Below are 14,711 nucleotides of genomic sequence, written 5' to 3' on the forward strand. Positions count from 1 at the left end.
AGAGGGAAGGGCGTGCGATTTCCCGATGGAAATATTCTCGACCATCCATCTACTTTCTTGATGCTCTGTCGAACTTTGAGCGCAAGATGACGGCCACAAGCTCCATCGTCTGCCAGATCTGACGCCCCAATGCGAACAGCGGTTCGATCTCCCACTACGTCTATCGGTGGATTCCAAGGCAAGACGACCTCCGACTAGAAGCGCGCAGGCGTCCGCCTCGATATTCCAGTAGGGTTGCGCCTTGTGCGGGGTCGCAAACTTTATCGTGGATCTAGGCGGGATCCGCAAGGTAATGCGCTCGAATGGCCTAGTGCGAGCAAAAATCGATCAGTGTCCTGAATCAACAAACGAGGTTCTGCCTCCGAGCTGACGAGGGTCAGGCCAGCACGTATGAGGCAGCACGGCCTTCAGGCGAATCGGCTTACGGCCAATTCGTTGACGTTCGACGTCCACAGTCGAGCCGTCGAGGAGTCCTCGAGAAACCTCCGCGTTGCGGTAGTTGGACCCATCGCGCCCAGGCGCTGACGGAATGACGCTACGTAGGCCGAGCAACGCGCGGACTTCAGCTGCTCGCCGATCCTGAGTGCGGTGAGGGCAGCCTTGCATACCTGTTCAGCCCCTGAGCCGTTGCCGATGGCGGCCGCGATCGCTCGCTGGATGGCAACATCGCGCGGAACCATGGCGTCGAGCCCGTTAGCTGGTGCCCCGGAGCTTGGAGAACAGGGGCACCTGCCGGGGCCAGGAACACTTGCGGCCCAGTTCTGGCAGCCCAGCTAGCTGGGACGGATCTGTGTCCATGAGCTGTATCAATTTGTCGGTCGCGGTCGATACGGTCGGCGAGTGTCTTGCGTCACTGCGAGACTTGACCCCGGGGGTCCAATGGATGCGTTCGGAGTGCTCGGCGACGTGCTCGCTGACTACGAGTCCTTCGTGCGGGGGTTCCTGAACATTCGCGACCCTGAAGTCCTGGAGAAGGTTGAGCGGGAGGTCGAAAACGGGCTGATGTGGCCAGAGCCGTGGCTGGCGCTCAACCCCGCCTTCCGACCTGGCGGCTCGGTGGGAGACCTGGTCAATCGTGGGTTGCTCCATCCGGCCGCGCGCGACATCTTTCGCTACCGCGACGACACAGATCCCATCGGCCGGGAGATCGCGTTTCACAAGCATCAGACCGATGCGATCGAGATCGCCGCGCGCCGCGAGTCCTACGTCCTGACCACGGGAACGGGGTCGGGCAAGTCGTTGTCCTACATCGTGCCGATTGTGGACCGCGTGTTGCGGGACGGCTCCGGGCACGGGGTTCGCGCGATCGTCGTCTACCCGATGAATGCCTTGGCCAACAGCCAGGTCGGTGAGCTGGAGAAGTTCCTCGGCAAGGACAAGCCGCAGGTGAGTTTCAAGCGGTACACCGGGCAAGAGAGCCAGCTCGAACGCGACGCCATCCTGGCCAGCCCCCCAGACATTTTGCTGACTAACTATGTGATGCTCGAGTTGATGCTGACCCGCCCACGGGAACGCGGGAGCCTGATCACGAGCGCGGAGAATCTGTCCTTCCTCGTCCTCGACGAGTTGCACACCTATCGCGGTCGCCAGGGCGCGGATGTCGCTATGTTGATCCGCCGGCTGCGAGGTGCCATCGGCGCCCGTCAGCTTCAGTGCGTCGGCACTTCCGCCACCCTGGCCGGCCCGGGTACCCGGGCAGCGCAGCGGGCCGAGGTCGCGGCCTTGGCGAGCCGACTGTTTGGAACGACGATCCCGGCGGCCAACATCGTGGGCGAGTCGCTGCGGCGGGCTACGGTCGGCGATACCGACCCTGACCGTCTGCGGTCTCGGATCACGCTGGCACCACCAGTTACTTACGAGGGGCTGCGCGGGGACGCCCTGGCAGTCTGGATCGAGCAAACCTTCGGGCTCGGTCAAGACGACGAGGGCAACCTCGCCCGGCGGGCCCCGGCCCGCCTACAGGTCGCCGGCGCGCAGCTGTCCGAGCTGACCGGCGCTGACCCCGCTGTCTGTGAGGCGGCGCTGCGGGACACGCTGCTGGCGGGTTCGCGGGCCCGCGACAGAGACAATCGGACGTTGTTCGCCTTCAAGCTGCATCAGTTCATCGGCAAGGGCGACACTGCCTACGTCACCCTCGACCAGCCCGGACGGCGCTACATCACCACCCAGTACCAGCGCAGTGCCCCACAAGGGCCGTCTGGACAACCGCTGTTCCCGTTGGCGTTCTGCCGCGAATGCGGCCAGGACTACCTAGTGGTGAACCGGGATCGCGGCGGGCAATCGTTCAGCCCGCGAGTTCTCAACGGGGGCACCGGGGAACAGGCCGAGGCAACCGGGGTGCTGCTGGTCCGGGACACCGACTGGCCCGACCGGTCCTCCGAGGCGCTGCTGCCCCTAGTACCGGATGACTGGGTCACCGAAGCCAGCGGCGGCGGGCCCGCGCTGGACAAGGCCCGCTGGCCGCGTATGCCCGAAGGCGTACGGGTGGACACCTTCGGCACGGTGGTCATCGACGGCGGCGTTGCGGCGGCGTTCTTCGAACGCCTGGACTTCTGCCCGACGTGCAAGACCAGCTACGAAAGCACCGCCCAGTCGGAGTTCTCCCGAGTAGCGAGCCTCGGCACCGAAGGGCGGGCCAGTGCGGTGTCGGTGCTGTCGCAGGCGGTGGTACGCACCCTGCGGGGGGCTCCTGACCTCGAGGATGAGGCGCGGAAGTTCCTCACGTTCTCCGACAACCGCCAAGACGCCAGCCTGCAGGCCGGGCATTTCAACGACTTCGTGTTGGTCGGGCTTGTCCGCTCGGCGGTGTATCAGGCCGCGCGCGCGGCGCAGCTACGTGACGCCGACGAGCCACTCACCGACGACGACCTCGGCCGTCGCGTCGTGGACAACCTCAAAGTCGAGCTCGGTGACTACGCCCGCAATCCCGACGTCGAGTACGCCGCGAAGAAGAAGGTCACCAAGGCGTTGCGGGAGTCGGTGGCCTACCGGGTGTGGGCCGATCTGCGGCGGGGTTGGCGGATCACGATGCCCAACCTCGAGCAGACCGGACAGCTGCGACTGACCTACGCCGGCCTCGAGGAGCTCGCCCACGACGAGGCGAAGTGGGCGGGGCTAGGTCTGCGGTTGGCCGGGGCAGAACCGCGGACCCGGCAGCGGATCATGCAGACGTTGTTGGATGAGATGCGACGCAACATCTGCATCGAGTCCGGCTATCTGACCGAAGACCGTTATGAGGACATCAAACGGGCCAGTGAGGAGTGGCTCCGCGCACCATGGGTGCTGACTGATGAGCAGGGTGTCTACGCGGCGACCTGCTACCCGGGCCCACGCCCCCGGGCCACCCCCGGGGTCGGCAATGACCTGTACGTGTCGGGGTTGGGCCAGTACGGGCGGTGGCTGCGTCGCCCGGAACGATTCCCCTTGCATGACCACCCCTTGAAGGTGGCTGACGCGGACGAGATCATCCGCGACCTGCTCGCGCTGATGGCGAAGGTCGGATTGCTGGCTAAGGTTGAGGAACGCAACCGGCGGACCGGCTTTCGGGTCCAGGCCGGGATCATCGAGTGGCGCGCCGGCGACGGCTCGCACCGCGCCCAGGACCCGGTTCGCACCAACACCGCCGAAGGCCGGGTGAACCCCTACTTCCGCCGCTTCTACGCCGAGACCGCCGCCGGGCTGGCTGGGTTGGAGGCCCGCGAGCACACCGCCCAGGTCACCCCGGAGCTGCGTCAGGAACGGGAGAAACGGTTCAGCGACGCGCAGCTACCGGTGCTGTACTGCTCCCCGACGATGGAGCTTGGTGTCGACATCAAGAGCCTCAACGTCGTCGGCATGCGCAACGTCCCCCCGACTCCGGCCAACTACGCGCAGCGCTCCGGTCGGGCCGGGCGTTCCGGGCAACCGGCAGTGGTGCTCACCTACTGCGCCACCGGTAACGCGCACGACAACTACTACTTCGGGCGCAGCCAAGACATGGTCGCCGGCGCCGTCGCCCCACCCAGACTGGAACTTGGTAACCAGGATCTGGTCCGGGCCCATGCGCACGCGATCTGGCTGGTCGTGATCGGCCTGGATCTCAAGGCGAGCATGACCGACCTGCTCGACGTCGGGCTGCCGGGCCAACCACTGCACGAGGACGTGACCTCGAAGTTCACCAACGCCGCTGCGGCCGGCAGAGCCGCGGCGGCGGTGCGGGCGGTGTTGCTGTCTACCCCGGAGGTGACCTCGGCGCCGTGGTGGCGCGAGGACTGGATCAAGGACACGATCAACGGGGCGCCCCACCGGTTCAAGCAGGCGCTACTGCGCTGGCGCGGTCTCTATACCGAGGCCCTCGCCGAACTCGACGCGGCCAACGACATCCTGAAGACCATCGGCGCGTCCGAGCCGTCGAAGAAACGGGCCCGCGGCCAGATCTCCGAAGCACGCGCCGCGCTGGATCTACTCAAGGGCGACATCAACGAGGTCAGCCAAGGCGACTTCTACACCTACCGCTACTTCGCCTCCGAAGGGTTCCTGCCCGGCTACTCCTTTCCCCGGCTTCCCCTCGCCGCGTTCATCCCCGCTGAACGCCGCACCCGCAACAACGGCCAAGGCGACTACGTGCAGCGCCCCCGGTTCCTCGCGATCAGCGAGTTCGGACCAAAGGCGTTCATCTACCACGAGGGCGCCCGCTATGAGGTCAACCGGGTCAGCCTGCCGGCCCGCGACGACGGCACCGGCATCAACCTGACCGAGATCAAACGCTGCGAGGCGTGCGGGTACCTGCATGACAGCAACGGCTCGACCAGCTACGAGCTCTGCGAGCACTGCGGTTCGACGTCGCTGCTGCAGATGGGGTCGATGATGAAGCTGCTCGCGGTGAAGACCCGTCGGCGGGACCGGATCAGCGCCGATGAGGAGGAACGCCAGCGGGCCGGACACGACATCGTCACCGCAGTCCGGTTCGAACCCTACGGTGAGCGGACCAGTGAGCTCACCAGCACACTCCTCGACACGGAGGGGAATGTGCTGGCGGAGCTGAGCTACGGCGACACCGCACTGATTCGCCGGATGAACGTCGGTCTGCGACGGCGTAAGGACAAGACCGAACGCGGCTACCTCCTCGACACCCTCGACGGGCGGTGGGCACCCGCCTCAGCCCTCACCCCGTCCCCGGGCGCCCCACTTGCCGATCCGGATCAGCGAATTCAACGGGTCGTGCCCTATGTCGAGGACCACCGCAACGCCCTGCTCATCCGGCTGGCTCCGCACATTCCCGCCGAGCAGCGCATGGCCGCGATGTATGCGCTGAAACGGGCCGTCGAAGCCGAGTTCCAACTGGAGAGCAACGAACTCGCGGCCGAGCCCATGCCCGGGCGTACCGGTGATCACGCCTGGTCGGTGCTGCTGATGTTCGAAGCCGCCGAAGGCGGCGCCGGTGTTCTGCGCCGTCTGGCCACCGAAACCGAGCCGATCCGGCGTGTGGCCAGGCGCGCTATCGAGCTGTTGCACTACGACCCAGACACCGGGGCTGATCTGGGCAAGGCCGAACATGCCACCGAACCGTGCGCGCAGGCCTGCTACGACTGCCTGCTCTCCTACGCCAACCAGTGGGACCACCAGTCCCTCGACCGCCACCCGGTGATCGGGCTGCTGCGGCAACTGACTCGCATCACCCTGCACGTCGACGGGACAGGCCGCGAGGACCGCGCCAGCCTGCTGGCCCGGTTGGAGAAGGACTGCAACGGCTTGGAGTCGTCGTTTCTGCGGTTCCTCGACGAGCGCGGCTATCGGCTGCCCGACGTGGCGCAGCAGATCGTCGAGGGGTTCTACGTGCGCCCCGATTTCGCCTTCCACACCCCCGGTGGCGACGTAGCGATCTTTATTGATGGCCCGGTCCACGACTCCGCCCACCAGGGCGAGCGGGATCGGGCCGCGCAGGCCCGCCTTGAGGACGAAGCGGGCTGGATGGTGCTGCGTTTTCACCACGAGGGCAACCGCACCGACGTGTGCGGGGCGCATCCCAGCTGGGCGCAGCTGGTGGCGGCCAACTCCAGCGTGTTCGGTCAGGGAAAGATCGGCTCGTGACCTCCACTGAATTCCGGCCCGGCACCTTGGTCACCGCGCGTGGACGGGACTGGCTCGTCTTGCCCGGCTCACCGCCCGGCACGCTCCTGGTCCGCCCGCTGGGTGGCCGCGACGACGAGACCACGATCCTGCTCCCGGATATCGACACCCCGGCGGCGGCGACGTTCGACATACCCGGCGTGGATGATCGTGGTGATGCGGCCCGCGCCCGGCTGCTGCGCGACGCGCTGCGACTGTCGTTTCGGGCTACTGCGGGCCCGTTCCGATCGTTTGCGGCGCTGTCGGTGAGCCCACGCAACTACCAGCTCGTGCCGCTGATGATGTCCGCGGCGCAGGACACCACTCGGCTGCTGATCGCCGATGGTGTCGGGGTCGGCAAAACCATCGAGGCCGGACTCATCGCCGCCGAGCTCCTCGCCGGCGGTGAGGCCGGGCGGCTGGCTGTGCTGTGCTCACCTCAGCTGGCCCCGCAGTGGCAGGCCGAGCTGCGGACCAAGTTCGGGATCAACGCGCAGGTGCTGCTGCCCTCGACCGCGAACCGGTTGGCGCGGTCGGTGCCGTTCGGGTCGACGGTCTACGAGCACTACCCACACCTGATCGTGTCCACTGACTACATCAAGCAGCGCAGCCGCCGCGATGAGTTCGCCCTGCTCTGCCCAGAACTGGTCATCGTCGACGAGGCGCACACCTGCATCGCCCCGACCAGCGCCGGATCGTCGCAGGCCCATCAGCGCTACACGTTGCTGCGCCGGCTCGCCGACGACCCGACACGTCACCTGCTGCTGCTCACCGCGACCCCGCACAACGGTGACGACGGCGCCTGGCAATCCCTCGTCGGCCTGCTCGACAACCGCCTCGGAGAGCTGCCGGCGGACCTGTCCGGCGCGGGGCGGGACGACGACCGCAAGTTTCTGGCCCGGTTCCTCATCCAGCGCCAACGGGCCGATATCCGCGAGTATCTGTCCGAGGACACCCCGTTCCCGAACCGGGAGCACGCGGAGGAGAGTTACCGGCTCACACCGGAGTACCGGCGACTGTTCGACCGGGTGTTGGCATACGCCCGTGAACAGGTCACCGACCCGGCGCTCAACCAGGTCCGCCGGCGGGTCCGGTGGTGGTCGGCCATCGCATTGTTGCGCTCGATCGCGTCGAGCCCCGCCGCCGCGGAGCAGACCCTGCGCAACCGCTCCGACCTCGCCAAGGTGGACAGCACCGACGTCGCGGACGCGGTCGCCGGCCCCCGTGTTCTCGATGTCGACCTCGACGAAACCCTCGAGGGGGAAGACACCGCGCTCGGTGCGGACACCTCCCCGCAGGACAACCCCGACACCACGGCCCGCCGACGCCTGCTCGGGTTCGCCGCCGAAGCCGCCGCGCTGCGCGGGGTGAAGGGCGACGCGAAACTCAAACGCCTGGTCACCATAGTCAGCGCCCTGCTCAACGACGGCTTCCAGCCGATCGTGTTCTGCCGCTACATCCCGACCGCGGAGTACGTCGCCGAACACCTCACCACCGCTCTGGCCAAACCCCACCGCGGTATTCGGGTGGTGGCAGTGACCGGCACCCTGCCCCCGGAAGAGCGCGAATCCCGGGTCACCGACCTCGGCGCGCACCCGGGGCCCCGCGTGCTCGTCGCCACGGATTGTCTGTCCGAAGGGGTGAACCTGCAGGACGGGTTCAGCGCCGTCGTTCACTACGACCTGGCCTGGAACCCCACCCGACACGAGCAACGCGAAGGTCGCGTCGACCGGTTCGGCCAGCTCGCTCCTACTGTCCGGGCCGTGACCTACTACGGCGCCGATAACAAGATCGACGGCGTCGTCCTCGACGTTCTCATTCGCCGCCACGAGTCCATCAAACGCAGCACCGGGGTCTCAGTGCCCGTCCCGGTCGACTCCAGCACCGTCATGGAGGCGATCTGGGACTCGCTGCTGCTGCGCGGTACCGAACCCGAACAGATGATGCTCGATCTCGGTGCCGCCACGTCCGCCGCGACGGCCGATGCCGTGGTGACCCAGTGGGTTGACGCGGCCGAACGGGAGAAGGCCTCCCGATCCCGGTTCCGGCAGGCCACCCTGCGTCCCGACGACGTCGAGGCGGCTCTCGCCGACGTCCGCCGCTCCCTCGGTGGCCCGGCTGACGCGGAACGGTTCACCCGCGACGCCCTGGCGTTGATGTCGGGTCAGCTTGCGGACACCGCCGATGGGTTCAGCGCGCGCACCCACACACTGCCCCGCGCGCTGCTCGATCAACTGCCGCCGACGAAGTCCGCGACCCTGCAGTTCCACCGGTCCCTACCGGCGCCGCCCGGGGAACCTCTCCTTACCCGCACCGACGATGTCGTCGGGTCCATCGCCCGCTACGTCCTCGACGCCGCCCTCAACCCGCTGCTGCCCGACAACGTGCGACCAGCACGCCGTGCCGCGGTCATCCGCACCACCGCCGTGCGAACCGTCACCACACTGCTCGTCGCACGGTTCCGGGTCGAGCTCGTCGTCCCCGGCTCACGGCACACCATCACCCAAATCGCCGAAGACGCCCAGTTCCTCGCCTTCACCGCCAGCGGTGTCGACATCTCCTGGCTCGATCAGGCCGCAACGGATGAACTGCTGCAGGCCCGGCCCACCGGCAACGTCAACGACGACCTCGCCCGCACCCAACTTCAGCGCGCCCTCGACCGCATACCTGCCCTGCACGAACACCTCATACAGCTCGGCGAGAACGTCGCCTCGGCCGCGATCGAGGCCCACCGGGCCGTACGGCGCAGCACCAGGCTGGGGTTACGTGGGCTCGACGCCCGCCTCCTGCCCCCACCCGACGTACTCGGCGTGTACGTCTACCTGCCCGACCGGAGCGGCTCATGACCACCCTGTCGACATTCCAGTCCGTCCGCACCATCGGGACCGTGCTACCCAGCGAAGCCCTCACCCGGGCCGTCGACCTGCGGATGCCCGGACAGAACGCCGAGGGTTACCAACTCACCCCTGGCATGGCCATCAACGCCGCCGTCGCCCGCGCCTGGGACGCCGCCCTCGGCGCCCACCGCGCCTGGAGAGCCGCCCTCGACCGGCTACCCGAGGGCGATCCGGCCACGAAACTGACTCGCGAACGGTGGCTGCTACCGCTGCTCTATGAACTCGGCTACGGACGCCCCGAGACTCTGTCCGCAGGCATCGACCTCCCACCCAGCCTGGGCGAGACCGAACTTGCACACTTCCCCCTCTCACACCGCCTGACATGGCCACCCGGTGACTCAACGGCTTCCGCGGCCGCGCCGCTGCACCTGCTCGGCGGAGGTGTCTCTCTGGACACCCGTACCCCCGGCGTCGCCGCGCGCGCCCCGCAGTCGATGCTGCAAGACCTGCTCAACCGCGACCGCACGTGTCTGTGGGGCCTTGTGTCCAACGGGCACACCCTGCGGATCCTGCGCGACGCGTCCAGCCTCACCAAACAGTCCTATGTCGAGTTCGACCTCGACGACATCTTCGACAACCAGCGCTACGCCGAGTTCCGGCTCTTCTTCCTCACCGTCCATGCCAGCCGACTCACCCCCATCGCCCCTAGCCGGCCGGCTTCCACGGCCGAGACCGACGAAGAGGACGAGCCCGCCGCCGCAGTACTCGCACCGGAGAGTTGCTGGTTGGAGCAATGGCGCACCGCAGCGATCACCGACGGTGCCCGAGCACTCGACGCGCTGCGCGAGGGCGTCGCCAGGGCGCTCACCCACCTCGGCACCGGGTTCGTCTCCCACCCCGCGAACCGAGACCTGATCGCGATGCTGGCCGACTCCCCGGACGCGGACAAGGACCTGCACCGCGCCCTGCTCCGCATCGCCTACCGACTCATCGTGCTCTTCGTCGCCGAAGACAGAGACCTGCTGCACAACGTCAAGACCAGCACCACCACCGCCCAAGCCCTCTACGTCGACTACTTCTCCACCGCGCGGCTGCGCACCCTCGCCGCGACCCGCACCGGAACCCAGCACACCGACCTGTGGGACGCCCACCTCATCGTCACCGACGCCCTCGCCGACGACGGGCTGGACACACTCGCCCTGCCCGGCCTCGCGGCCTCGTTGTTCTCCCGAGACAGCCTCGGCGTACTCGCCACCGCCCGACTTCCCAACCGACACCTACTCGCCGCCGTCCGGGCCCTCTCCCAAATCATCGACCCGCAGACTGGCGTCCCTCGACCAGTGGACTACCGCAACCTCGACAGCGAGGAGCTCGGCGGCGTCTACGAAGGACTGCTGGCGTACACCGCCCGTTACGACGCCGCCGCACGCACCTTCACCCTGGCCGTCGCGGCGGGGAACGACCGGAAGAAATCCGGCTCCTACTACACACCCTCCGCGCTCATAGCTCTCGTCCTGGACGAAGCCCTGGACCCGCTCATCGACGAGGCTCGCCGCGCACCCCAACAGGAATCGGCGCTGCTCGCACTCACCGTTGTCGACCCGGCCGTAGGCAGCGGACATTTCGTCGTCGCCGCCGCACGGCGCATCGCCACCGCCCTGGCGGCCGCACGAACCGGCGACATTGAACCAGGCCCACGAGCCCTGCGAAACGCCACGGCCGACGTCATCGAGCACTGCATCTACGGCGTCGATCTCAATGACCTCGCCATCGAGATCACCAAAGTCGCCCTCTGGCTCGAAGCCTTCGACAGCTCCCGCCCGCTACCATTCCTCGACAGCCACCTCAAGGTCGGCAACGCCCTGCTAGGTACCACTCCCACGCTGCTACACGAGAACATCCCCGACGCCGCCTTCACCGTCCTCACCGGCGATGACACTTCCTGGACAGCCAAGCTCAAAGGCCGCAACAAAGCCGAACGGCTGCGCGGCGCCGACCAGCTGAGCATGTTCGACGAATCCGGCATCGACGTCGAGACCACCACCCTGGCGAAGCGCGCTCGCGCGCTCGAGGACGCACGGGGCACCACGCTCGCATCAGCTCGCTCGCGCGCCGACGCGTGGCGACGCTTCGAAGCCGATCCCGAGCTCGCCGCCCGCAAACTCGTCGCTGACGCCTGGTGCGCCGCCTTCGTGCAGCCCAAATCCGAGCACCACGGCCAGGGCATCACTCACGACACACTGCGCCACATCGCCGAGTCTCCGAGCACCATCTCGCCGCCCGTACTCGCCACAGTCCGCGACCTCGCACGCCAATACCGCTTCTTCCACTGGCACCTCGAGTTCCCCAGCATCTTCACCGCACCCGAGGCAGGAGCCGCCGACGTGGACTCGGCCGCCGGCTGGCTCGGTGGATTCTCGTGCGTAGTCGGCAACCCACCCTGGGAGCGAGTAAAGATCCAGGACAAGGAGTTCTTCGCCGCCCTCGACCGGCCCGACATCGCGGACGCCAAGACCGCAGCCACACGGACGAAAATGATCGCTGCACTGGCCGATGAGGACCCGTCGCTCCACGACGCCTACCTCGCTACGCTGCGTGCCTCCGACGGCACGGCCCATATGCTCCTGCGCAGCGGACGGTATCCGCTGACTGGGCGCGGCGACGTGAATACCTACAGTGTGTTCGCAGAGACCATGCAGGCGATCACGGCGCCTGCAGGGATCGCAGGCATGATCACTCCGACGGGCCTAGCGACCGACAAGACCACTGCGCAGTTCTTCGCGGCCGCCCTCGATAACAAGAAGCTGTTGGCGTTTTACGATTTCGAGAACGAGGCCAAGATTTTCGCGGGGGTTCACAACCAATTTCGTTTCGCGGCAACGGTGCTTGCCGGAAGCGACGGACTCGCGGTCTGTACCCGATTCGCCTTCTGTACCCGTTATCTAGCCGATGTTCCTGGTCGTCGCTTCGAGCTGGCTCCCGACGAAGTGCTCGCCATCAACCCCAACACGGGCACACTTCCGATTTTCCGTACCCGGCGCGATGCTGATATCACCCTTGGCATCTACCGTCGCCACCCAGTACTCATTCACGATAATGACGCACACGGCAACCCTTGGGGCCTATCTTTCAGCACGCTGTTCCACATGGCGAACGACTCCGGGCTCTTCCACCAACCCTCCGACTTTGCCGCCGCAAAGTTCAACGGCTGGTCTTATAGGGGCGCAGAACACGAGTACCTCCCGCTGTACGAGGCGAAGATGCTCGGCCATTTCGACCACCGCTTCTCAACCTACGATGGCGCAACCCAGGCGCAGCTGAACAAAGGAACGCTCCCCCGCCTGAGCACCCCGCAACATGAGGATCCGAATCTGGAGCCGCTGGGACGCCACTGGGTGAACCGCGCGAAAGTCTCCGAGGCGCTCGGCGACCGGCAGGAACACAAATGGTTGCTCGGTTGGCGAGAAATCACCAAGGCCGACCAAATGCGCACATTCATCCCGGCTGTTCTGCCCGTCAGCGCTGTCGGACACAAGTTCCCAATCGCATTCACAGACGATCCCACTCACGGACCGCTGCTGCATGCGGTGTGGTCGTCTATGGCCTTCGACTACGTCGCCCGGCAGAAGCTCAGCGGAACAAGTATGAGCTACTTCATTGTCGAGCAGCTCGCGTGCCCGCCACCGGCGACCTTCGGACGCCGGACTCCCTGGAAGCACGACAGAACCCTCGCGGAGTGGATCCTCCCGTACGTACTTGAGCTGTCCTACACGTCGTGGCGACTCCAGCCCTACGCGCAGGAGATGAGCGACCACGGTCCACCGTTTCGGTGGGATGTCGAGCGTCGATCGTTGCTGTTGGCCGATCTCGACGCCGCGTTCTTGCACGTCTATGGCCTAAGTAGGTCCGAATCTGAGCACGTACTTGACTCGTTCCGCGTCGTTCGCAACTACGACGAACGCGACTACGACGAGTACCGCACCCGACGATTCGTCCTCGACGCATACGACCGAATGGCCATCGCCACCCGACATGGGGGCGTTGGCTGGACAGCCCTGGCCGAGGTGCCCGCTGGCGAGGGCCCACGACATCAGGTTTCACTCATCGAGCGCCCCTGAGCTCCCTGCCTGGGGCAGCGCGCTGGCCGGGTGGTCAGAACGGCAGGACGAGATTACGCGCCAGCTTAGGGCAGCGGACGCCGCCAGCCGTCCCAAGCGCTGCTCCGCGCGCGCGACCGCGGTTGCGTTTCCGGTGGCGATCGCGGCTGCTCTCGGGGGGTCGGACGACGACACCGAGCAGCGTGCCGTCCGGCCCCCGAACCCCTAGAGCCCCCGGGCTTTGGAGTTGGGAAGCTTCCTGCGCCGTTTACTTTCCGTGGGCGACCGCTAGGGCGTTAGTCGGTCTGAGCCTTTGCCAGTCGACCACAGCCGAGTAAATGCCGCCGCTTCCAGAAAGCCGTGCGTTGCGCGCGCTGGTCCCGTGGCGGCTAGACGTTGACGAAATGATGACACATACGCTGAGCAGCGTGCGGACTTCAGCTGCTCGCCGATCCTGAGCGCAGTGAGCGCGGCCTCGCAAGCCTGCTCTACCTCACCCTGGCCCAGATAGGCATCGGCGAGAACCATGGTCACGAAGAAGTCGCTCCGGACGTACTCGCCGTTCGCCCCGATCGACTGCGACGCGTAGACGCTGGCGTCGACTGCCCGGCCCAGGTCACGGTTGCAGTGGCCCAGCTCGGCTGCGAGTTCTGCGTCGTCGAAGTAGGCGAACCAGTCCGCTGGGTCGTCGTCCGGCTTGCGCCGCTCGAACTCCTGAACAGCCCCGGCCATGGCTTTGTCACAGCCGGAGGCGTCCCCAGCCATTGCCAGGGCCCTGGCCTCCATCGCGTAGAAGTGCGCCGCTGAGCAGGCTGACCCGACGCTGGCTGTGCCCATGCGAGCAGCCCTGGCCAGGTTCGCCGCTTCCCGGTGGTTCCCGAGAAAGTTGGCCTGGTGGCTCATCGCATCGAGCACGCCGGCGGCAAGCAGCCGGTCGCCGGCGGCCTCAGCCAGCTTGAGGGCCTGGACGAAGTAGCGCTGAGCGAGCCCGTGCAGGCCGGCGTCGTACGACATCCAGGCGCCGAGGAGCGTCGACTGCGAGGCGACCTTGAACAGCTCGCACCCCACGTCGCCGCTGTAGCTCCCCCGCAACAGCGCTGCGAGGTCGGTCCGCAGGAACTCGATGAGTGCTCGTCGCGCGTGGCCGCCGCCGTGGCGTCCGTCTAGCCGGTCGAACATCTCCGTTGTGCTACGCACGCCCTCGATGTCCGCGGGCCCGACCCGGCGGCCACCTTCCTGGATTCGGCGCTCGTCCGAGGTCTCGCTGACCAGCCACGACAGGGAGGCGTCGTTCCATGCGCCGACGTTCGCCGGCGCGGTCAGCAGTGCTTGAACGTTGGCCAGGTCGGCTTGCCAAAGACTGGCTGCGGCCGTGACCGCGCCCGAGACGGTGGAGGGGTACGCGAGGCCGAGATCGGCGGCGGTCGTCGCCGAGGCCGTGAAGCCGCACTCGTCCAGTCCGACCGCGCGCCCGAGACGTTTGCCGATGGCGGCCGCGATGGCTCGCTGGGTGGCTACGTCGCGCGGAAGCATTCCGTCGAGCCAGCGAGCGACGTAGGTGTGGTTGAAACTGCGCCCTGCCTGTTCTCCCACCGCCCGGGCGATCGCCTTCCGGCCGGACCCGTCTGACCTCAGCAAACCTGCCTCGCGGAACAGTGCAGCGAGCCGCTCGTTCCCCTCCATGGCTAGG

The 14,711-nt window shown here is 67.0% G+C and carries 4 protein-coding genes; 3 read left to right on the forward strand and 1 reads right to left on the reverse strand.

Annotated features, from left to right (window positions below; all coding sequences use genetic code 11):
* Nucleotides 1-879: 879 nt before the first annotated feature.
* The 3 genes from ACTXG6_RS07265 to ACTXG6_RS07275 are packed head-to-tail and all read left to right on the forward strand — an operon-like array spanning nucleotide 880 to nucleotide 13,042.
* Nucleotides 880-6,069, forward strand: a complete 5,190-nt coding sequence (locus tag ACTXG6_RS07265; protein ID WP_445186992.1) for a DEAD/DEAH box helicase — start codon at nucleotides 880-882, stop codon at nucleotides 6,067-6,069.
* Entirely contained in the window at nucleotides 6,066-8,933 is a 2,868-nt protein-coding gene (locus tag ACTXG6_RS07270) for a helicase-related protein (protein WP_445186993.1), read from the forward strand. Before ACTXG6_RS07265 ends, ACTXG6_RS07270 begins: the two co-directional genes overlap by 4 nt.
* Nucleotides 8,930-13,042: an Eco57I restriction-modification methylase domain-containing protein gene (locus ACTXG6_RS07275; protein ID WP_445186994.1), complete on the forward strand. Its 4,113-nt coding sequence runs from the start codon at nucleotides 8,930-8,932 to the stop codon at nucleotides 13,040-13,042. The genes ACTXG6_RS07270 and ACTXG6_RS07275 overlap by 4 nt, the downstream gene beginning before the upstream one ends.
* A 267-nt stretch (nucleotides 13,043-13,309) precedes the next feature.
* Here the strand turns inward: ACTXG6_RS07275 and ACTXG6_RS07280 are convergent, their stop codons facing one another.
* Nucleotides 13,310-14,704 carry an XRE family transcriptional regulator gene (locus ACTXG6_RS07280; protein WP_445186995.1) on the reverse strand — a complete coding sequence of 465 codons (1,395 nt, stop codon included), beginning with the start codon at nucleotides 14,702-14,704 and terminating at the stop codon, nucleotides 13,310-13,312.
* Nucleotides 14,705-14,711 lie beyond the last annotated feature (7 nt).

The organism is Pseudonocardia sp. Cha107L01 (genome assembly GCF_052566575.1).